General features: G+C 59.7%; 18 protein-coding genes and 1 pseudogene. 12 read left to right on the top strand and 7 right to left on the bottom strand.

Annotation, left to right across the window (positions count from 1 at the left end; genetic code table 11):
* The first annotated feature begins 1 nt into the window (after position 1).
* From rfbD to HU731_RS17510, 4 genes are read left to right on the top strand one after another with little or no spacing between them, the layout of a single operon-like run.
* Positions 2-871 carry a dTDP-4-dehydrorhamnose reductase gene (gene rfbD, locus HU731_RS17525; protein WP_186606535.1) on the top strand — a complete coding sequence of 290 codons (870 nt, stop codon included), beginning with the start codon at positions 2-4 and terminating at the stop codon, positions 869-871.
* Between the two features lie 34 nt (positions 872-905).
* Positions 906-2,714, top strand: a complete 1,809-nt coding sequence (locus HU731_RS17520) for a sensor histidine kinase (protein ID WP_186606408.1) — start codon at positions 906-908, stop codon at positions 2,712-2,714.
* Positions 2,711-4,096: a sigma-54-dependent transcriptional regulator gene (locus HU731_RS17515; protein WP_186606407.1), complete on the top strand. Its 1,386-nt coding sequence runs from the start codon at positions 2,711-2,713 to the stop codon at positions 4,094-4,096. The genes HU731_RS17520 and HU731_RS17515 overlap by 4 nt, the downstream gene beginning before the upstream one ends.
* A gap of 26 nt (positions 4,097-4,122) precedes the next feature.
* A complete protein-coding gene (locus tag HU731_RS17510; protein WP_186606534.1) occupies positions 4,123-4,578 on the top strand; it encodes a thioesterase domain-containing protein in 456 nt (151 codons plus the stop codon).
* Between the two features lie 105 nt (positions 4,579-4,683).
* Here the strand turns inward: HU731_RS17510 and cysQ are convergent, their stop codons facing one another.
* Complete coding sequence (cysQ, locus tag HU731_RS17505; RefSeq protein ID WP_186606406.1) at positions 4,684-5,520, bottom strand: 3'(2'),5'-bisphosphate nucleotidase CysQ; 837 nt, start codon at positions 5,518-5,520, stop codon at positions 4,684-4,686.
* Positions 5,517-6,083: an ADP compounds hydrolase NudE gene (nudE, locus tag HU731_RS17500; RefSeq protein ID WP_186606405.1), complete on the bottom strand. Its 567-nt coding sequence runs from the start codon at positions 6,081-6,083 to the stop codon at positions 5,517-5,519. The genes cysQ and nudE overlap by 4 nt, the downstream gene beginning before the upstream one ends.
* Before the next feature lie 87 nt (positions 6,084-6,170).
* On the opposite strand from nudE, the gene yrfG reads away from it, so the two are divergent.
* Entirely contained in the window at positions 6,171-6,836 is a 666-nt protein-coding gene (gene yrfG, locus HU731_RS17495) for a GMP/IMP nucleotidase (protein ID WP_186606404.1), read from the top strand.
* A gap of 127 nt (positions 6,837-6,963) precedes the next feature.
* Here yrfG and lysM read toward each other — a convergent pair whose 3' ends face one another.
* Complete coding sequence (gene lysM, locus HU731_RS17490; protein WP_032894105.1) at positions 6,964-7,404, bottom strand: peptidoglycan-binding protein LysM; 441 nt, start codon at positions 7,402-7,404, stop codon at positions 6,964-6,966.
* A gap of 242 nt (positions 7,405-7,646) precedes the next feature.
* Between lysM and fdhD the strand changes: the two genes are divergently transcribed.
* The 3 genes from fdhD (at position 7,647) to HU731_RS17475 (ending at position 11,658) form a co-directional block, all read left to right on the top strand.
* Entirely contained in the window at positions 7,647-8,486 is an 840-nt protein-coding gene (gene fdhD / locus HU731_RS17485; protein ID WP_186606403.1) for a formate dehydrogenase accessory sulfurtransferase FdhD, read from the top strand.
* Entirely contained in the window at positions 8,483-10,831 is a 2,349-nt protein-coding gene (locus tag HU731_RS17480) for an FdhF/YdeP family oxidoreductase (RefSeq protein WP_186606402.1), read from the top strand. The genes fdhD and HU731_RS17480 overlap by 4 nt, the downstream gene beginning before the upstream one ends.
* Positions 10,832-11,175: 344 nt before the next feature.
* Positions 11,176-11,658, top strand: coding sequence for a glycine zipper domain-containing protein (locus tag HU731_RS17475; protein ID WP_003187699.1), 483 nt, complete (start codon positions 11,176-11,178; stop codon positions 11,656-11,658).
* 146 nt (positions 11,659-11,804) lie between these two features.
* Here the strand turns inward: HU731_RS17475 and HU731_RS17470 are convergent, their stop codons facing one another.
* The 3 genes from HU731_RS17470 to HU731_RS17460 all read right to left on the bottom strand — a co-directional run bounded on the left by HU731_RS17470 (position 11,805) and on the right by HU731_RS17460 (position 15,588).
* Complete coding sequence (locus HU731_RS17470) at positions 11,805-12,236, bottom strand: acyl-CoA thioesterase (RefSeq protein WP_161904230.1); 432 nt, start codon at positions 12,234-12,236, stop codon at positions 11,805-11,807.
* A 12-nt stretch (positions 12,237-12,248) separates the two neighbouring features.
* Entirely contained in the window at positions 12,249-14,186 is a 1,938-nt protein-coding gene (locus HU731_RS17465) for a RecQ family ATP-dependent DNA helicase (protein ID WP_186606401.1), read from the bottom strand.
* A gap of 226 nt (positions 14,187-14,412) precedes the next feature.
* Positions 14,413-15,588, bottom strand: a complete 1,176-nt coding sequence (locus HU731_RS17460) for a tetratricopeptide repeat protein (protein WP_186606400.1) — start codon at positions 15,586-15,588, stop codon at positions 14,413-14,415.
* Positions 15,589-15,751: 163 nt separating this feature from the next.
* On the opposite strand from HU731_RS17460, the gene HU731_RS17455 reads away from it, so the two are divergent.
* From HU731_RS17455 to HU731_RS17440, 4 genes and pseudogenes are all read left to right on the top strand, one after another.
* On the top strand, positions 15,752-15,922 hold the full coding sequence (locus HU731_RS17455) for a YhfG family protein (protein WP_186606533.1): 171 nt from the start codon (positions 15,752-15,754) through the stop codon (positions 15,920-15,922).
* A gap of 281 nt (positions 15,923-16,203) precedes the next feature.
* Positions 16,204-16,527, top strand: coding sequence for a hypothetical protein (locus HU731_RS17450; protein ID WP_186606399.1), 324 nt, complete (start codon positions 16,204-16,206; stop codon positions 16,525-16,527).
* Positions 16,528-17,290: 763 nt separating this feature from the next.
* Positions 17,291-17,647 carry a DUF1493 family protein gene (locus HU731_RS28840; RefSeq protein ID WP_186606398.1) on the top strand — a complete coding sequence of 119 codons (357 nt, stop codon included), beginning with the start codon at positions 17,291-17,293 and terminating at the stop codon, positions 17,645-17,647.
* Between the two features lie 202 nt (positions 17,648-17,849).
* Positions 17,850-18,700 (top strand): annotated as a pseudogene (locus HU731_RS17440) (EamA family transporter).
* Positions 18,701-18,759: 59 nt separating this feature from the next.
* Here the strand turns inward: HU731_RS17440 and HU731_RS17435 are convergent.
* Entirely contained in the window at positions 18,760-20,301 is a 1,542-nt protein-coding gene (locus tag HU731_RS17435) for a phosphoenolpyruvate carboxykinase (protein WP_005783824.1), read from the bottom strand.
* Between the last annotated feature and the right edge of the window lie 133 nt (positions 20,302-20,434).

Below are 20,434 nucleotides of genomic sequence, written 5' to 3'. Positions count from 1 at the left end.
TCTGAAAATCCTCATCACCGGCCAACACGGCCAAGTCTCCCAGGAGCTGCAACAGCGGCTCCAGGGCCTGGGCGAACTTATCGTCCTGGGGAGCAAGCAACTTGACCTGGCAGACGCGGACCTCATCCGCCAACAAGTGCGCGCCCATCGCCCTGGCCTGATCATCAACGCGGCGGCCCACACCGCCGTCGATCTGGCCGAGAGCGAACCGGACGCTGCGTTTGCCATCAATGCCATCGCCCCCGGCATCCTCGCCGAGGAAGCCAAGGCGCTGGGTATCCCGCTGATCCATTACTCGACCGACTACGTGTTCGACGGCAGCAAACTTGCCCCGTACACCGAAAACGACGCCCCAAACCCTCTGGGCGTCTACGGCCAGAGCAAGCTGGCGGGCGAGCAGGCGATTGCGGCTGTAGGTGGCCAGTACCTGATCTTGCGTACCAGCTGGGTCTATTCGGGCCACGGCAAGAACTTCCTGCTGACCATGCAGCGCCTGCTGCAGGAAAAACCGCAGATGCGCATCGTGGCCGACCAGATCGGTGCGCCGACCTGGGCCGGGACTATCGCCAACAGCACCCGTATGCTGATCGAACAGTGGCAGGCCGGTAAGGCAGGGGATTGGGGCGTCTACCACCTCACTGCCCAGGGTGAAACCTCATGGTTCGGCTTTGCAGAGGCGATTGGCGAGCAACTGCGCGCCGAAGGCAAGGCCTGCGCCGACCTGGAGCCGATCCCTTCCAGCGCCTACCCGACCCCCGCCAAGCGCCCGCTGAACTCGCGCCTGGACTGCACGCGCCTGCAACAGCAATGGCACGTCAGCCAGCCACAGTGGCAAGACGCATTGCACGAGTGTCTTGCACAGCAGCACTAGGCATAATGCGCCTGTACCCACAGGCGCGACTTCCATGACCCCACCCCTTGCGCGAAGACCCCGCTGGCGCAGCCTAGCCCTGCTGGCTCTATGCCTGGCACCGCTGTTGTGGCCGCTGGAGCATTTGGCCGAGCGCTATTACCGCAGCGAACTGGCCGGGCAAAACCGCCAGACCCTCGACCTCTACGTCGCCAACTTGTTGGGCACCCTGCATCGCTACGAAATACTGCCGCAGATCCTCGGTGACCTGCCGGCCCTGCGCACGGCATTGGACGCGCCCCACGTCAGCACCCACCTGGTCAATGCCAACCAGTTGCTCAAGGACGTCGCCGCCCAGGCCGGGGTAGAGGTGATGTATTTGATGGACACCACCGGCAAGACCCTCGCCGCATCCAACTGGGACAAACAAGACAGCTTTGTCGGGCGCAATTTCTCCTTCCGTCCGTATTTCAGCGAGGCCATGGCCGGGCGCCTGGGGCGCTTCTTCGGCCTGGGCACCACCTCGGCCAAGCGCGGCTACTTCTTCGCTGCAGCGGTACGTGACGGCGACACCATCATCGGCGTGCTGGTGGTGAAGGTCGACCTGGACCACACCGAAAGCCTGTGGGGCAATACCCCGGAACAACTGCTGGTCACCGACCATAACGGCGTGGTGATCCTCACTTCGCGCCCGCAATGGCGATTCCGCGCCACTCGGCCACTGACTGCCGAAGAGCGCGAAGCCATCGTCGCCATCCAGCCCTACCCTACCCGCGACCCGCAGCCGCTGAGCCTCAGCAGCAGCGCCTGGCTGCGCCAATCCACGGCCATCGCAGAGACCGGCTGGAACGTGGAAATCCTCGCGCCGCGCTCGCTGATCAACCGCCCGGTGCGCACGGTCGTCGCCGTGGGCGGCGCTACGTTGTTGGTGCTGATGCTGTTGCTGGGGTTGCTGATGCAGCGCCGCCGGCACTACCTGGAACGCATCGCCTTCGAAGCCAAAGCGCGGCGCGAATTGGAAATGCGCGTGGCCGAGCGCACCAGCGACCTGGAGGGCCTGAACCGGCGCCTGAAACAGGAAGTGCTGGAGCGCGAGCATGCCCAGCAAGAACTGGTGCGCGCCCAGGACGATTTGGTCCAGGCCGGTAAACTTTCGGCGCTGGGCACCATGTCGGCGAGTATCAGCCATGAATTGAATCAGCCACTGGCGGCGATTCGCAGCTATGCCGAAAACGCCGAAATCCTGCTCGACCATGAGCGCACCAATGATGCCCGTGGCAACCTCAAGCTGATCAGCGAATTGACCGGGCGCATGGCCTCGATCATCGCCCACTTGCGCGCCTTCGCACGCCGTGACCGGCATGCGCCGGAGAGCGTGGCCCTGCAACCGGCACTCGACGACGCCCTGGCATTGCTGGCCAAGCGTCGGCGTTCGATGGAGGTGGAGTTGATCCGCGACCTGCCCGAGGCGACCTTGTGGGTGCAGGCCGGTGAAACCCGTCTGCGCCAAGTGCTGGGTAACTTGCTGGCCAATGCCCTGGATGCCCTCACCGAAAAAGGCCCGCCACGTAAACTCTGGCTGAGTGCCGAAACCACGCCCCAAGGCGTCAACTTGTATATTCGCGACAACGGCCCGGGCTTTTGCATGGAAGCCCTGGGCCGCGCCAGCGAGCCGTTCTACACCACCAAGACGCGCACCCAGGGCCTGGGGCTAGGGCTGGCAATCTGCGACACCCTGATGCGCGCCTTTGGCGGCGAACTGTCGTTCGCCAACCACAAGGAAGGCGGCGCGCTGTTAACCTTGAAATTGCGTGCCGGCTCGCCGGGCGTCAGTCTGCAACCGTCCGAGGACCGCAGTGTATGAGTATCGACAACTCGATTCAGGTGGTCTTGATCGACGACGATCCACACCTGCGTCAGGCCCTGTGCCAGACCCTGGACCTGGCCGGCCTGAAAGTCCTGCCCCTGGGCGAAGCCAACGGGCTCACCGCACGCCTGTCCCGCGACTGGCCGGGCGTGGTGGTCAGCGACATCCGCATGCCCGGTATGGACGGCCTGGAACTGCTGGCTGAATTGCACGGCCAGGACGCCGACCTGCCGGTGCTGCTGATCACCGGCCACGGCGACGTACCGCTGGCGGTGCAGGCCATGCGTGCCGGCGCCTATGACTTTCTGGAAAAGCCCTTTGCCAGTGACGCGCTGCTCGACAGCGTGCGTCGTGCCCTGGCCTTGCGCCGGCTGGTGCTGGACAACCGCAGCCTGCGCCTGGCCCTCAGCGACCGCCAGCAACTGAGCACGCGCCTGGTAGGGCACTCGCCACAGATGTTGCGCCTGCGCGAACAAATCGGTGCGCTGGCCGCGACCAAGGCCGATGTGCTGATCCTCGGCGAAACCGGGGCGGGCAAAGAGGTCGTCGCCCGCGCCCTGCACGACCTTTCAAGCCGACGCAGCGGCCCGTTTGTCGCGATCAACGCCGGGGCCCTGGCGGAATCGGTGGTGGAAAGCGAACTGTTCGGCCATGAACCCGGCGCGTTTACCGGCGCGCAAAAGCGTCGCATCGGCAAGTTCGAGTTTGCCAATGGCGGCACGCTGTTCCTGGATGAAATTGAAAGCATGAGCCTGGATGTACAGGTCAAGTTGCTGCGCCTTTTACAGGAGCGCGTAGTGGAACGCCTGGGTGGCAATCAGCTGATCCCGCTGGATATCCGCATTATCGCCGCCACCAAGGAAGACCTGCGCCAGGCCGCCGACCAGGGCCGCTTCCGTGCCGACTTGTATTACCGCCTCAATGTGGCGCCGCTGCGCATCCCCCCGCTACGAGAACGGGGTGAAGATGCGCTGATGCTGTTCCAGCACTTCGCCGACGAGGCCAGCAGCCGCCACGGCCTGCCCTTGCACGAACTGCAACCGGGCCAGCGCGCGCTGTTGCTGCGCCACAGCTGGCCGGGCAATGTGCGGGAACTGCAAAACGCCGCGGAGCGTTTCGCCCTTGGCCTGGAGTTGGCATTGGATAGCAGCCAGGACCATCCCGCCACCGGCGTGCTGACCTCCACCCCCGGAGGCCTGAGCGAGCAAGTCGAACAGTTCGAAAAAAGCCTGATCGCCGCCGAACTGACCCGCCCCCACAGCTCCGTGCGCAGCCTCGCCGAAGCCCTGGGCGTGCCGCGCAAAACCTTGCACGACAAACTGCGCAAACACGGTCTGAACTTCGCCGACAGTGCCAGCCAGAGCGCCGACGACGAATGATATCGTCCACCTACGAAGAGGCCGCCATGAGCCGCGACAGCCGTTACCTGGAATCCATCCTTCACCACGACATCCCACTCACCCGGGAAATGGGCCTCAAGGTGCTCGACTGGCAACACGACCAACTGCAACTGCACCTGCCCTTGCAGGCCAATATCAACCACAAGAGCACCATGTTCGGCGGCAGCCTCTACTGCGGCGCGGTGCTGGCGGGTTGGGGTTGGCTGCACCTGAAGCTGCGTGAAGCCGGGATTGAAGACGGGCACATCGTGATTCAGGAAGGGCAGATCAGCTACCCGCTGCCGGTGACCCAGGACGCGACAGCCATTTGCGCGGCGCCGCAGGAGAAGGTGTGGAAGCGCTTTGTGGCGACCTATCAGCGCTATGGCCGGGCGCGGTTGGCGCTACAGACGTGGATTGTGAATGAAGGCAGCGAAGAGCATGCCGTGATCTTTACCGGTCAATACGTGCTACATCGCTAACGACCGCTGTCAACGCACTGTAGGAGCGAGCTTGCTCGCGAAAAACGCCAACGATAACGCAGCGCTCTCAGGTTTTTCGCGAGCAAGCTCGCTCCTACAAAGGGGTCATGATCTGGCCAGGGTCAGCAGCCGCTCACGCCAGGCGGCTTTGGCTGGCAACGCCAAGAAGAACGGATTTAACAGCGACTCCCGCGCCGGATAGCTGAACGGCTTGCCATTCAACTCCAGCACTTCACCCCCCGCCCCTTCCAATACACCCTGGGCCGCTGCAGTATCCCACTGCGACGTCGGCGCCAGGCGCGGATAACAATCGGCACTGCCCTCGGCCAGCAAACAAAACTTCAACGAACTGCCGATATTCGCCAGCTTCAGCTCACCCAAACCCTCGCTCAAACCGTCCAACAGACGCTCCTGCTCAGGGCTGGTATGACGACGGCTGGCCACCACGGTAAAGGCCTCGCCCGCAGCCCTGGTCTGGCGCACTTGAATCTGCTTGGGCGCCGCATTGACGTCCGAACGCCAAGCCCCCAGGCCCGCGCCGCCGAAGTAGCAGCGGCCAGTGGTCGGTATCGATACCACGCCGAACACCACGCGGCCCTGTTCGATCAAGGCAATATTGACGGTGAATTCTTCACTACCAGAAATGAATTCCTTGGTGCCATCCAGGGGGTCCACCAACCACCAGCGCTGCCAGCCGGCACGCACACTCTGATCGATATCGGCGTCCTCTTCAGACAGCACTGGAATGCTCGGGTCCAGCGCGGTCAGGCCTGCGAGAATCAGATGGTGGGCAGCCAAGTCGGCCGCTGTCACGGGCGAATCATCCGATTTGGAGGTCACAGCTACGTCGGCACGCCAGTACGGCAGGATGGCTTCACCGGCCTGGCGCGCCAGTTCAATGACCGGGGCGATAAACGGGTGGCCTAAAAACAGTTCGCTCATGCGGTGAACGCTCCACGCTGGGTCAACAGGTCTCTGACCAGGTACAGCGCCGCCAGGGCGCGACCTTCGCTGAACTGCTCGTTTTGTGCCAGTGCCGACAACTCACGCAGGTTGACCCGGTCTACTCGCATCGGCTCGGGCTCATCACCTTCAAGGCGCTCCTCATAAAGATCGGTAGCCAACACCACCTGGATCTTCTGGCTCATATAACCAGGCGACAATGACAGCTCGGTGATGTGCTCCAACTGCCGTGCGCCATAACCGGCCTCTTCCTTGAGTTCGCGGTCTGCCGCCGCCAGCACGTCTTCGCCGGGCTCGATCAAGCCTTTGGGCAACGACAATTCATATTCGTCAGTGCCGCCGCAGTACTCTTCCACCAGCAATGCATGATCCTCATCGATCATCGCCACGATCATCACTGCTCCATAGCCCGCGCCGCGCCCGACAAGACGCTCGTAGGTGCGCTCAACGCCATTGGAAAAGCGCAATTGCACTTCCTCCACGCGGAACAAACGGCTACTGGCGACTATTTCGCGGGCGAGGACAGTGGGTTTCTGGCGCATAAACGGCTCCTTGGCGTGATCGGGTTACTATACCGTGGCTTTTCCGATTGTCTGTGTCGGATATCTTTACTTACATGAGACCCCACCATGCCCTCTCTGCCCTGGCACGCCATCGACACCGTCCTGCTGGACATGGACGGCACGCTGCTCGACCTGCATTACGACAACCACTTCTGGATGGAGCACCTGCCCCAGCGCTACGCTGAGCTGCACGGTGTGAGCCAGGCCATGGCCGAGATGGAGCTGCAACCGCTGTTTGAGCGTAACGCCGGACAGTTGCAATGGTATTGCCTGGATTTCTGGAGCACCGAACTCAAGATCCCGGTGCGCGAACTCAAACTGGAAACCGCCCACCTGATCGCCCTGCGCCCGGATGCCGATACGTTCCTGGCGGCGATCAAACAGGCCGGCAAGCGGGTGATCATGATCACCAACGCTCATCGTGATTCGCTGTCATTGAAGTTGGAACGCATTGAACTGGCGCCGTATTTCGAGCGATTGATCAGCTCTCACGACTACGGTTTTCCCAAGGAAAATCCGCAATTCTGGGAGGCCTTGCAAGCAGATATCCACTTTGACCCGGCCCGTAGCCTGTTTATAGATGACACCTTGCCGATCCTGCGCAGCGCCCGGGATTTCGGAGTAGGGCATTTGCTGGCCGTGAAAGAGCCTGATAGCAAGAAAGGGCCAAAGGACACTGCAGAATTTGCAGCCGTCGGGGATTATCGAGACCTCATCGCCGGGCTTATGTAGGAGCGAGCTTGCTCGCGAAAAACGTCAACGATAACGCGTGCTTCCTGGATAAACGCGGTGCCTGTGAGTTTTTCGCGAGCAAGCTCGCTCCTACAAAAGGGCGAGCTTGCTCATTTTATCCTGCGTATTACTCAGGGATGCGCAGTGTCTGACCTGGGTAGATCTTGTCCGGGTGCGACAACAGTGGCTTGTTAGCCTCGAAGATCTTGTTGTACTTATTCGCGTCGCCATAAACCGTTTTAGAGATTGCGCTCAGGGTGTCGCCGCTTTTCACTACAACAAAGCGCGAAGCCACAACCACTGGACCGGATACTGTGATCTGGTCATCCACACTGGCCACGCCGGCAATGTTGCCCAGCGCCAACAGGATCTTCTCTTTCTCTTCCTGGGTGGCCACTTCACCGGTCACTGTGACCTTGTCGCCATCCACCGTGGTTTGCACGTTTGGATTACCCAGGCCCACCTTGCTCACATGCTCCTTCAACTGCTCACTGGCGTTCGCATTACCCGGCGTCAACAGGTCGACAATCTTTTCGCCGGCTTCTTTGATAAAGCTAAAAATACTCATGGTGCGCTCTCCTTGGGATTTAATTTCCAGATGCCCAAGACTAGACCAGTCCTGCCGACTTGGGTTCCAGACTGGCTAAAGACTCAAAAGTATCTCAATCACGCCTGCCTGGAATAAGCCCGACGAAAACGCCGGTGAACCTTGATCGACGCCCTCTATCAATAGATCAATACTGGCGATTAGACGCGACCCTTTGTCGCGCCTAGTCTAAACACTGATCAATCCGCCGGTGGTACTGCCCCATGAACGCCAAGCGCCCTCACTGCACGGCGCCCGCTCTCGAAACGACTGCGCCCGTCGCCAGCCAGAGCTATCACTATTGCAATCTTGAACACACAGAAGTGGCCAGCACTGCGCTGGCCGAAGAAGTGGCGTTGGCGATTGCCTATAACGATATCAGCCAGGCGGTGATGCTGGTGACGCCTACGGACCTGGAAGACTTTATTGTAGGTTTCAGCCTCGGCAGCGGGATTATCACCGACGTTAACGACATTTATGACCTGAAAATCAGCGGTTCAGGCGCAGCCCAGTATGCTCAGGTACAGGTTTCCAGCCGTGCGTTCTGGAACCTCAAGCAGCAACGCCGCCAATTGGCGGGTACCAGCGGCTGCGGCCTGTGTGGCGTGGAAGCGGTGGAGCAAGCATTGCCCGACCTCCAGATACTGCCCGGCGCGCCCTTGCCGCCCGCACAATGGCTAGAGGGCCTGCGCCAGCGTATCAGCGCATTCCAACCCCTGGGCCAGCACAGCGGCGCCGTGCATGCGGCAGTGTTTATGAACAGCCAGGGCGAATTGCTGATGGGTCGCGAAGACATCGGCCGGCATAACGCCTTGGATAAATTGATTGGCGCGTTAATCCGCCAAAAAATTCCGACCGACGGCGGCCTGGCGATTGTTACCAGCCGCTGCAGCCTGGAATTGATTCAGAAAGTTTTGCGCGCCGGCATCCAGACCCTGGTCAGCCTGTCGTCGCCTACCGGCCTGGCCTTGCAATGGGCGCGCCGGCACAACCTAAACCTCATCCACCTGCCGCAAAAAAGCGCGCCACGGGTCTATAGCCCTGCGATGGAGCACCAGCCATGAGCCTTCACCACCAAGCCGACCAGACCCCAACCCCACGCTACAAGCCCTACAAAGGCCCAGCCGGTGGCTGGGGCGCCCTGATCAGCGTGGCGCAAGCCTGGCTGACCAGCGACAACGCCCTGAAAAACCTGCGCATGATGCTCAAGACCAACCAGAACGGCGGCTTCGACTGCCCGGGCTGCGCCTGGGGCGACTCGCCGGAAAGCGGCATGGTCAAGTTCTGCGAAAACGGCGCGAAGGCGGTCAACTGGGAAGCCACCAAGCGCCGCGTCGATGCGGCCTTCTTCGCCAAACACAGCGTCACGGCGTTGCTGGAGCAAAGCGACTATTGGCTGGAATACCAGGGCCGCCTGACCGAGCCGATGCGCTATGACGCCCAGACCGATCGCTACATGCCCATCAGTTGGGATGCAGCGTTCGACCTGATCGGCAAGCACCTCAACGCGCTGCCCAGCCCGAACATGGCCGAGTTCTACACCTCGGGCCGCGCCAGCAACGAAGCCGCCTACCTGTACCAGTTGTTCGTACGCGCCTTTGGCACCAACAACTTCCCGGACTGCTCGAACATGTGCCACGAAGCCAGTGGCGTAGCCCTGGCGCAGAGTGTCGGTGTGGGCAAAGGTACCGTGACCTTTGATGACTTCGAGCATGCCGATGCCATTTTCGTCTGGGGCCAGAACCCCGGTACCAACCACCCACGCATGCTCGAACCGCTGCGCGAAGCGGTGAAGCGCGGCGCGCAGGTGGTGTGTATCAACCCACTGAAAGAGCGTGGCCTGGAGCGCTTCCAGCACCCGCAACATCCACTGGAAATGCTCACCAACGGCGACAAGCCGACCAACACCGCCTACTTCCGCCCGGCGCTGGGTGGCGACATGGCTATCTTGCGCGGCATGGCCAAATTCCTGTTGCTGTGGGAACGCCAAGCCCTGGCCGAAGGCAAGGAAGCAGTGTTCGACCACGACTTCCTCAATGAGCACACTGCCAACGTCCTGGAATACCTGGGCCAGATCGACGACACCTCCTGGGAGGAAATCGTCGAGCAGTCCGGCCTGACCCTGGTGGAGATCGAGCAAGCGGCGCGCATGTACGCCAAAGGCAAGAATGTGATCATGTGCTGGGCAATGGGGATTACCCAGCACCGCCACTCGGTGCCGACCATCCAGGAAATCGCCAACCTGATGCTACTGCGCGGCAATATCGGCCGCCCAGGCGCCGGGCTGTGCCCAGTGCGTGGCCACAGTAACGTGCAGGGCGACCGCACCATGGGCATCAACGAACGCCCGCCGGTAGCGTTTCTGGACGCGCTGGAGCGTCGTTTCCAGTTCCAGGTACCACGAGACAACGGCCACAACGTGGTGGAAGCGATTCACGCCATGCTTGAAGGCCGCTCCAAAGTCTTTATCGGCCTGGGCGGCAACTTTGCCCAAGCCACGCCAGACAGCACGCGCACCTTTGAAGCGCTGCGCAATTGCGACCTGACCGTGCAGATCAGCACCAAGCTCAACCGCAGCCACCTGATGCACGGTAAAGATGCGTTGATCCTGCCGTGCCTGGGCCGCACCGACATCGACATCCAGGCCGACGGCCCGCAAGCGGTGACGGTGGAAGACTCGTTCAGCATGGTCCACGGCTCCAACGGCCAACTGCAACCGCTGTCGAAATTGATGAAGTCCGAGCCGGCGATCCTGGCAGGCATTGCTGCCGCCACTTTGGGCAGCACGCCCGTGGATTGGAACTGGCTGGTGGCCGACTACGGACGCATCCGCGACCTGATCGCCGACACCATCCCTGGTTTCAAGGACTTCAACGAGAAGATCAAACATCCAGGTGGGTTTTACCTGGGCAACTCCGCCGGCGCACGCCGCTGGAACACACCGTCGGGCCGCGCCAACTTCCGCCCCAACATCTTGCCCAAAGACCTGATCCACGAGCGCACCCACGCCACGGGCCGGGTGCCGGACCTGATCATGCAGTCGATGCGCTCCCATGATCAGTACAACACCACCATCTACGGCCTGGACGACCGTTATCGCGGGGTCAAAGGCCAGCGTGACGTGCTGTTCGTCAACGAAGCCGACATCATCCGCCTGGGCTTCAAGCCGGGGCAGAAGGCAGACATCGTGTCGCTGTGGGAAGACGGCCGTGAGCGCCGCGTGAAGGGCTTTACGCTGCTGGCATTTGATATTCCGGCGGGGCAGGCGGCGGCTTACTACCCGGAAGTGAACCCGTTGGTGCCATTGGAAAGCACTGGCGACGGTAGCCATACGCCGACGTCTAAGTTTGTTGCGATTCGCTTGGAGGCGGCGAGTGACAGTGGGTTGATCATGGCGCGCTCGGCCTGATCCGGGATTTCTGTTGCTTGAACTGCCGCTTTCGCGGGCAAGCCCGCTCCCACACTGGGATGGGTTCACCATTGAGACTGTGTGAACCGATCTAATGTGGGAGCGGGCTTGCCCGCGAAGAGGCCAGCACAAGCACCGCACATTCTGCAGGCACAAAAAAAGGCCGCTTTTGCATAAAAGCGGCCCTTCCGAAGTAGCTAAAGACCTGTAAAAACGACTTAAGTTCCCCATAAAAAACAGCAACTTAGCAAATTGTATACAACCTCTGCCGCCGGTCGGATTTCGATTGTCAGCGCCTCGATACAACCTCAGGATCGCGCCGTCATCCCTTGAGGTTTCCCTGAATGAAGTTCTCCTCGATTCTCTTGTTGTCCCTTGGCCTGGTCAGTGGCGCAGCCATGGCAGGCGGCACCACCGAAGCCGGTGTAGGCGGCGCATTGGGTGGGGTTCTAGGTTCCGTTGTCGGCCAGCAGCTGGGCGGCAACACCGGTTCGACCATCGGCGCGGCCCTAGGCGGCGCTGGCGGTAGCGCGGTCGGCGCAGACAAGCGTAGCCGTGGCGAAGCCGCCATCGGTGGCGCACTGGGCGCAGCTGGCGGCAACGTCTTGGGTCGCAGCGTCGGCGGCAGTACCGGTGCATTGGTCGGCTCAGCAGCCGGCGGTGGCGCGGGTGGCGCGCTGGGCAACTACATGGGTAACGAAAGTGATCGCGACAGCCGCCATTACCGCGATCGCGACCGTGACGACCGTCGCTACTACCGCGATGGCCACCCAGGCCGCGGCCATGCCTATGGGCATCGCAAGAACAAGCATCGTTATCGCGACTGATAAACCCGCGCTCTGACGAACACATCCGATGTGGGAGCCGGGCTTGCCCGCGATAGCAGTGAATCAGGTTTAGATGTACTGCCTGATACTGCGCCATCGCGGGCAAGCCCGGCTCCCACATTTGGTCTGTATTGCTTGTAGGTGCGTCAAACCACCAAGCGCTGCATCGCTTCGCGCAACATTCCCGGAATCGGCACTGGCTGGTTCGAGGCTCGGTCCACAAACACATGGACAAAGCGCCCCGCCGCACACGCCTCCTGCTCACCCGCCTTGAATACCGCCAGTTCATACTGCACCGAGCTATTGCCCAGCTTGCCTACCCGCAGGCCGATTTCAATGCGCTCAGGGAAAGCAATCGAGGCGAAGTAATCGCAGGCCGAACTCACCACAAACCCCACCACCTCACCGTCATGAATATCCAGCCCGCCCTGTTCGATCAGGTAGGTATTAACGGCTGTGTCGAAGAAGCTGTAGTAAGTGACGTTATTCACATGGCCGTAGGCATCGTTGTCGTGCCAACGCGTGGTGATCGGTTGGAAGTGGCGGTAATCGTTGCGCACAGGCGTTGAGTCAGGCATCGGCAAGTCTCGTCAAAGTTGATCCAATTGAGCATGGGCCCAGTCGCGCACCTCGGCGTAGGGGTAATCTTCCAGCGCAGCAAAACCCGGAATGCCTCGCGCCTTCAACTTGGTAAACAACGGCACGCTGATACCGCCAAGGAAACGCGTCAAACGCTCCGCATTCGGCAAGTCCCCGGTGTACTCATGATGCCTGTGGATAAAATCACCGCACAGCCCCATGAAGTTTTTATCCACAAGCGGCGGCAGGCTCGGCGGCGCCGGCAGATGGGCGACCTGGCCGTGACATACCGAACAATGCCCGCAACGCTGGGGGGCATTTTCATCACCAAAGTAGCGAGCGAGGCGTTGGCCCAGGCAGTGGTCGGTGGCGAACAGGTCGAGCATGGCGTGAATCCGCGCGACCTCCGTCATTTCATGCTGCTTGAAGCCTGTGTATAACTCGGCGCTTAACGCGTGCGGGTCGAAATGGGTATCGAGCAAACTGTAGACCTCAGTCATCTGCTTGCTTTCGAGCTCGATCAGGCCCTGCTCCTGAAAATAATCCAGTGCCTTCACCACCCGGCTACGCTCGGCATTGTGCTGTTGATAAAGCGCATCGAAATCGACCGTCGCCCAGGTTTTAGCGCGCTTGCACACCTGGATGATCGCCGCGACAAACTGCTGCCGCTCGCCGGAAAAACGCGCCAGCAAGGCTTCGGGTTCGATCAGGTATTTGAAACGGTATTCCGCATAAAACGCATAGCGCGGCGCGATCACGCCCTTGAGCTCCAACTGCACCAAGAGCGTCTTGAGCGGCAGCTCGCGAATATTGCTGTGGTCCGACAGCGACCTGAGCAGGAACTCCCACTGCCCTTCGCTGCGCGCCGCCTGCAACTCCTCCAATACACGACGAATGCCTTCCTGCTCCGGCGTGTCACCGTACACGAAGTTTTCCAGCACATTGAGGCTGTCGCGGTTGGCCAACACCAGGCAATCCGACGGCTGCCCGTCACGCCCTGCGCGGCCGATCTCCTGGCTGTAGTTCTCGATGGACTTGGGCAGGTCGAAGTGCACGACATTGCGGATATCACTCTTGTCGATGCCCATGCCAAACGCGATGGTTGCGACAATACAATTGGAGCGCCCACCCATAAAACGCTGCTGGATGCCTTCGCGCTTTTCGTGGGGCAGCCCCGCGTGATAAGCCTCGGCCTGAATACCGTGGCGGTTCAGATGCTCGGCAATCTGCTCGGCGGTTTTCTGCAAGGTGACGTAGACAATACTCGGCTGGTTGGCCCGCGCTTTCATCCACTCCACCAGCCTGCGGCGTTTGTCGTGGCCGCTGACCGGTTCCACCAGCAGGTTGAGGTTGGAGCGATAGAAGCCCGTGGTCACCACATCCTCGGCAGCAATGGCGAACTTGGCCTGCATGTCGGCGATCACCTTGGGTGTGGCAGTGGCCGTCAGCAACAGCGCCTGGGGGATGTTGAACTGGCGCTGGTAGTCCGGCAGCTTCAAATAATCCGGACGGAAGTTGTGGCCCCACTCGGAAATACAGTGCGCCTCGTCCACCACCAGCAACGAGATCTGCACGCTGTTCAGGAAATTACGGAAACGCTCGTTCTTCAAACGCTCCACGGAAATCATCAGGATCTTGAGCTCGCCCGATCGCGCACGGGCCATGACATCATTGGCCTCATCACGGCTCTGGGCCGAATCGATACTGCCCGCCGAAATGCCATGGCGTTGCAGGAAACCCAACTGGTCCTGCATCAACGCCAGCAACGGCGACACCACCAGCGTCAGGTGCGGCAGCAACACGGCCGACAGCTGGTAGCACAAGGATTTGCCCGACCCCGTAGGGAAAATGGCGGCGGCAGAACGCCCAGCCAGAACGGCGCTGACCGTCTCTTCCTGGCCCAAGCGAAAGTGTGGGTAACCAAAGACCTGCTGGAGGGTGTCGTGCATAAGGCTGTCACTCCATTGACCGCTGAACGTGGCTTAAAAACGTAGCCCAGTAAGTTCGGCGAATCGAGAAAGGTCGCAAGGAAAAAAGAGACAGGATGATACACAGGGGGAGGGATGGCCCAGGGCCGAAGTGGGAGTTTTCTGAGAACGTAACAGGAAGCAGCAGATTAAAAATGTGGGGGCTGGCGAGCCCTCCCCCACATTTCACAACCGAGCTACAGCTGAATCAGCGGTTCTGCACCCGCTCAATCGCCGTGTCATACACCGGGTTGGCCTTTTGCTCTTTGGCCAACTGGTAATGACGCAACGCATCCGGGAACTGGCCGGCCGCTTCGTAAATGCGTGCAATGTTGTAGTAAGCACCGGCACGCACGGTCGCGGCATTGGTACCGGTCGCCAGGGCGATAGCCTTGCGGTTGGCCCAGATCGACTCCGCGGTATTGCCGGCTTTCTGATACGCCAGGCCCAAGTTGCCGTAAGCCTTGCCGAAGCTGTTATCCATCTCGATGGCTTGACGGAAGAAGTCGATGGCCTGGTCCAGGTTACCGGCCTGGTAGGCCGCTTCGCCCTTGAGGTTCAGCTTCTTCGCATCGGCCTGTACCGACGAGCTCACCGTCACTGCGGTGACGGCCACGCTGTCATCGAGCAACGGCTTGACCTCGTTGAGCACATCTTCGGCGCCGACTCTCACGCCGGTGAAGGTGTTGATGTCCTGGAAGTCGCCACTGCCGGTCATGCGGAACACGGTCCACAGGTTGCCGGTGCGGTTCTGCGGCACATAGTAGGTGCGTACCAGGGATTGCCCCATGTACACGAACACCTTGGCCTCACTGTTGGACAACTCGCGGGAGGTGGGAGAGCCGCTGTTGGAATAGTCGTGCACGGCATAGACGTAGCTTTCGCCGTAGTGCTTTTTCTGCAGGGTGATGGTTTCCGGGCCATAGCTGTCGGTGTCATCCACGTCCAGTTCGGCGTCGGTGCCCTTTTTATTGTTGAAGAAGATGTTATTGCCGGGGAAGATCATATGGGAGTCGAGGTCACGCGGAGCCTTGCCCCAGGTCAACACCACACGCAGGCCGTCGAGGTTTTCCATCACCGGGCTGATGGCATAGGTCATGCCTTTGCACGGGCACTTCACCACTAGGTTGGAATAGCCAGGCTTCTTGATGATCAGCAGGTTGCTGGCATCGTCAGCCGCCTCACTGGTCAGCGTGACCTGGCCTTGCGCGTTGGTACGGCCCACCACGTTCTGTGCGCCGTTACGTTGCAGCAAAACTTCGGCATCGGCGATTTTCTGGTCCTTGACCACCGCGCTCAGCACCTCAATCGGCAACTGCTCGGCCTGGACAGAAAACGCCACCGCACACAAAGACATCGCCGAGGCGACACGCAGCAAACCCATGCTTAACTCCCTTTAAGTAGTGGGCGGAATCGCCCTACAAGATTTTGCGGTGAAACATACGCTGAATTCAGTTTTTTTTGGGTTTTTTATACGATTTGCGATGTGGTTTCATCGAACATTGGGTAGTACCAACAGATCAGACATTCACTTGGAAGAACGCACCGTGGAAGAGATGACGTTCAAAAAAAAACAGACTCATTACAAGAAAATCCGCCGCTCCAACTACCTAGCAAGCTTGCGGTTGGCAGGCTTCGATACATCCCCCGAAGACGCGGAAAAGGAATTGCATACCCGAGAGGCTGTCCTCGCCAAATATCGGAAGACACCAATTTGATACGAAACAAATACGAACTTGCACCCTCGCCCTACCGCCACCTATAGTTCTGCCCTCGCTGCAAAATCAGCGATCGGGTTTGGTCACTCGATTACAGAGATCGCATACGCACCTCCAGATGTCGTAGGCACTTCCGTGTCCACACGCTTCATGGCGGCTGTGTTTGGGACGCCTTCGGGCGTGCCGGGTGATCCCTGCCGGTTGACCAACCTGGACACAGTCCGCCACCCATCGCTTGGTCACGATGATGGCGGTCTTCTAACTACACAGAGATCGAATCAATGAACGCTATAAATCCGTCTGAAAATCGCTATCGCCTTCTACGCACTAACTTCACCGACACCCACCCTCTTGTCATAGACACCGAAGCCAAAGCCGAAGACATCCAATCTGCCGCCCACCAGCGCATCCGCGCCGCCAGCGACTTACTGGAAACCTTCTCCTGCCTGACCTTCGAACACGCCGACCTCAAAGACATATCCCACATCATCAATGCGCTGTACCTGCTCGTTCAGTACGGCTGTGATTTGCTGGAAGCTACTCAACACGTACAACTGCAACCAGCGACCGACCAGCCACCACACAGCAATCCGCTACACAGCTAAACCTGTGGGAGCTGGCTTGCCTGCGATCGCTGCGTATCAGGCTATACCGCCATCGCGGGCAAGCCCTAATACCCGTAGGAGCGAGCTTGCTCGCGAAAAACTACCAAGCACCGCGTTTATCCAGGAAGCACGCGTTACCGTTGACGTTTTTCGCGAGCAAGCTCGCTCCTACAAAAAGCCTTAGGGCTTGCCCGGCTTCCACATTTGCTCGGTTCAGCCTGCAGAATCGGCATCCAGTCAAAAATGCAGGAAGGCATTGTAAGAAACCAAAAAACGGCGCGTCGTCCGTTTCCCAAACTGCCTCAAACAGTGTCTCGCCCCTCTACAGAAAAGCCCTTTGCCTGGACGACACTAGCCCCCTCTCCTAACGCGCTCGGCATAATTTTGTGACCATCGAAAGGACTCAACATATCAGCCACTATGGCATCACCTTCGCAGTGATTCGCCTTGGTACTGGTAAACCGGGATTGCCAGGGTGGCTGGTGCTATGAATGAATACATTCAGTGGATCAATTTGCTGCTCTTCTTAATACTGGCCGCTGTCATTGATAGAACAATAAGGTTGCCCCTACTCAGAAAATGGCTCGGGCTCTGCCTATTGATAACCGGTCCAACACTTCTGTTGTATGCCACGTCCTGGATCATAGGGGCACAGCTTGAAAGTCTGCCGATAGTCGCCTTTGTGACAGGCATCGGGTTGCTGAGCACCTCGAATATCTATCGCAGGGTAAAAAACACTCACCCTTTGATGATTGCCTCCACCATGAACCTTTCTCCCAACTTCCCCGAAGACCCTGTCATGCAGCAACTTATGCAATGGCTGCATGAAGAAGTCGGCTTGCCAAAACACAAGACCATTGGCCTGCATACCTCACTGAACTTCGACCTCGGATGCGATGGCGCTGACGCCAAGCAGTTCATGGAGGCGCTGGAACAGGATTTCGGGGTCGACCTGGGTGACTACGATGCCTATCGTTACTTCCAGCCGCCGGTGTTCGACGTGTTCCTGAAGCGTCGCGCCAAGGGCCGTGGTGACAAGATCCCGTTGACCATTGGTATGCTCTACCGGGCGATCAAGACCCATAGCTGGGACACACAGACGCTGGAAAATCTGAGCTGATTCCAATGAAGGATTCTTTGTAGGAGCGAGCTTGCTCGCGAAAAACTCACAGGCGCCACGTTCATTCAGCAAGCACGCGTTATCGTTGACGTTTTTCGCGAGCAAGCTCGCTCCTACAGTATTAGGGCAAGCCCCTCCCACATTGGATCTGCGCTAATCTGGCGAGCCGTATACACAACAAGGACTGTTCATGGACGTAACAATGGGCCTGCTGGCCGCCTGCTCTGGGGCGGCACGGACTTTCTGGTGGGCCTCAACGCCCGCGCCGTAGGCGTTAAACGCGCGGTGTATTTCGGCCAAGCCCTCGGCTTTTTGATCATGACGCTCCTGCTGGTCATTTTCCCGGCCTTCCTTTTCAAATCCCTTGATGCGCCTTTCAGCGTCTGGCTTCTGGGCATCGCAGCCGCTCTGCTAACAGTGTCCGGCGCCCTTGCGCTGTCCAAAGCCTTTGCCTTGGGCAAAGCAGCCATCGTCGCGCCGCTGGTGACGTCGTATGGAGTGGTGACCACCCTGCTCTCCTGGGCCAGCGATGAGCACATCAGCCTGGTACAACTGGGTTGCATCGCTTTGTGCGTGATCGGCGTTGTGCTGTCCAGCATCCACAAGGACAACGGTACGCCCCACAACAACCCGCGCCTGTCGATTGCCTACGCCATGTTCGCCGCAACCTTGTACGGCACCAGTTTCTGGCTGCAAGGCCGCTACACACTGCCCGCGTTGGGGCCGATCAGCATGTTGTGGCTGGGTTACCTGGTGGGCCTGTGCGTGCTGGTGGTGATGGTGCTGAAGATCAAGGATGGCCTGAAGATCCCGCCACTGAAAAACTGCGCGACGTTGACCGGGGCGAGCTTGATGAACCTCGGCGGGTTCTCGGCATTTTCGTGGGGCGCGATGGCCGGCTCGGTGTCGGTGGTGACGGTGATCAGTACGCTTTCTGGAGGGATTGCGGCAATCCTGGGGTTTGTGTTTTTCAAGGAGCGATTGTCAGCGGTGCAGGTGGCAGGTGTTGTACTGGTGCTGGTCGGTGCAGTGGTACTGCACATCGCCGACTAATCGTTCGCCCATAAAAAAGCCGCCTACTTAAGAGGCGGCTTTTTTACAACCGGCGAATCTTACAACTTAGGACCCGCCGCCTTGATCGCATCGCTGACTTCAAACTTCTTGAAGTTTTCGATGAACAGGCCAGCCAGCGCTTTCGCGGCTTCGTCGTAGGCAGCCTTGTCAGCCCAGGTGTTGCGTGGGTTCAACAGGCCGGTTTCAACGCCCGGTACGGCCAATGGCACGTCGAGGTTGATGGTGTCCAGGTGTTCGGTTTGCGCACCGATCAACGCACCGCTCTGGATCGCTGCAATCACGCCGCGAGTGGTCGGGATGTTGAAGCGTTTACCAACGCCGTAGCCGCCGCCGGTCCAGCCGGTGTTGACCAGGTAGACCTTGGAGCCGAAACCACGGATGCGCTTGATCAGAAGCTCTGCGTATTCGCCAGCCGGACGTGGGAAGAACGGCGCGCCGAAGCAGGTGGAGAACGTCGACTTGATGCCGCTGCCCGAACCCATTTCGGTCGAGCCCACCAAAGCGGTGTAGCCGGACAGGAAGTGGTAGGCCGCTTGTTCTTCGCTGAGGATCGACACAGGCGGCAGTACGCCGGTCAGGTCGCAGGTCAGGAAGATCACCGCGTTTGGCTCGCCGCCCAGGTTCTTCTCGGAACGCTTGGCAACGTGCTCCAGCGGGTAGGCGGCACGGCTGTTCTGGGTCAGGCTGACGTCGGCGTAGTCGGCGTGCTTGGCCTCGTCGATCACGACGTTTTCCAGCACTGCGCCATGCTTGATGGCTTTCCAGATAACCGGCTCGTTCTTCTCGGACAGGTCGATGCACTTGGCATAGCAACCGCCCTCGATGTTGAACACCACGCCTTCGCCCCAGCCGTGCTCGTCGTCACCGATCAGGTAACGGCTTTCGTCGGCCGACAGGGTGGTCTTGCCAGTGCCGGACAGGCCGAAGAACAGGGTCACGTCGCCTGCTTCGCCGATGTTGGCGGCGCAGTGCATCGGCAGCACGTCGGCAGCCGGCAGCAGGAAGTTCTGCACCGAGAACATGGCTTTTTTCATTTCACCGGCGTAACGCATGCCGGCAATCAGTACTTTTTTCTGGGCGAAGTTGAGGATCACGCAACCGTCGGAGTTGGTGCCGTCACGCTCTGGCACGCACTCGAAGTTGGCCACGTTGAGCACTTGCCACTCTTCACGACCGGCCGGGTTGTACTGGGCCGGGTTGATGAACAGGCAACGACCGAACAGGTTCTGCCAAGCAGTCTGGGTGGTCATTTTCACGGCCAGGTAGTGGTCTTCTGCAGCCCCTACGTGAACATGGGAAACGAAATGCTCTTGCGCGTTGTTGAAGGCCTCGACGCGAGCCCACAGGGCATCGAACTTGTCGGCCGGGAACTTGCGGTTGATCGGGCCCCAGGCAATGGCGTCCTGGGTGGACGGCTCTTCAACGATGAAACGGTCAACCGGCGAACGACCGGTGCGGTGACCGGTTTCTACGACCAGCGCGCCAGTATCGGCAAGCACGCCTTCACCGCGCTGCAGGGCTTCTTTGACCAGATCGTCAACACTCAGATCGGTGTATACGGCGTTATTGGCTTGCGTCATGAGGTTCCCCGTCGGCCTATGGCCGAGTGCTCCAAACGTTTTGTAGTAGAAAGTTGCGCACTACTACCGCGAAAAAAGTGGGCCGGATTATGCCAGAAAAGCCCAAAAAGAGTAGGGCCCTCCCGTCAGAACA

This window comes from Pseudomonas salmasensis (assembly GCF_014268375.2).
Classification (GTDB): Bacteria; Pseudomonadota; Gammaproteobacteria; order Pseudomonadales; family Pseudomonadaceae; genus Aquipseudomonas; species Aquipseudomonas salmasensis.
The sequence above is the reverse complement of the archived record's forward strand: the minus strand, read 5'-3'. Positions and strand labels throughout refer to the sequence as shown.